General features: G+C 59.2%; 1 protein-coding gene. It reads right to left on the bottom strand.

What is annotated here, in order from left to right; all coding sequences use genetic code 11:
- Positions 1-650, bottom strand: a 650-nt coding sequence (locus tag AB1462_RS31500; RefSeq protein ID WP_367248978.1) for a response regulator transcription factor, incomplete at both ends; no start/stop codon positions are given.

The following is a 650-nucleotide window of genomic DNA, read 5'->3' on the forward strand; positions in this document are numbered from 1 at the left end:
GGCTTCCTCTACGGCGGCTGTGAAGAGATAGCCGCCAAGCCTCACCGTCCTCAAAAGAACCGGCTCCTTAGGATCGATCTCGATCTTTTGCCGCAACCTGCTGAGATGGACATCGACGCTGCGTTCGGTCGGTCCGGCAAGGCCCGAATGCGTCAACGCCAGAAGCTCTTCGCGTGTAATGATCCGCCCGGGATTGCGGCAAAAGGCGAGCAGGAGATCGAACTCCGTGGTCGTGAGCGTTACACGGGCATTGCTCGGGTCATGAACCTGACGGCGCAACGGATCGATCTGCCACCCCTCGAAGCGAAGCGGGCATTGCCTGTTGTTACTCACAAGACCATATGACGCGCGCCGGAGAATGCTGCGGATGCGCGCCACCACCTCGCGAGGACTGAACGGCTTGGTGATGTAGTCGTCGGCCCCGACCTCAAGCCCGACAATCCGGTCGACTTCTTCACCGAGCGCCGTCAGGAGAATGATCGGAATGGTTTTTTCCGAGCGGATTCGGCGGCAAAGGCTGATGCCGTCCTCGCCCGGTAGCATCACGTCGAGAATAATCAGGTCGAATTCCTGCTTTCTCATCAGCGCGTACATCGCGTAACCATCTTCGGCCACGCTGGCCGTCATGCCGTTGTCGTTGATGGTTTCCG

Origin of the sequence: Pseudomonas sp. SB113, from assembly GCF_040754745.1 — a bacterium.
Taxonomy (GTDB): Bacteria; Pseudomonadota; Gammaproteobacteria; order Pseudomonadales; family Pseudomonadaceae; genus Aquipseudomonas; species Aquipseudomonas grimontii.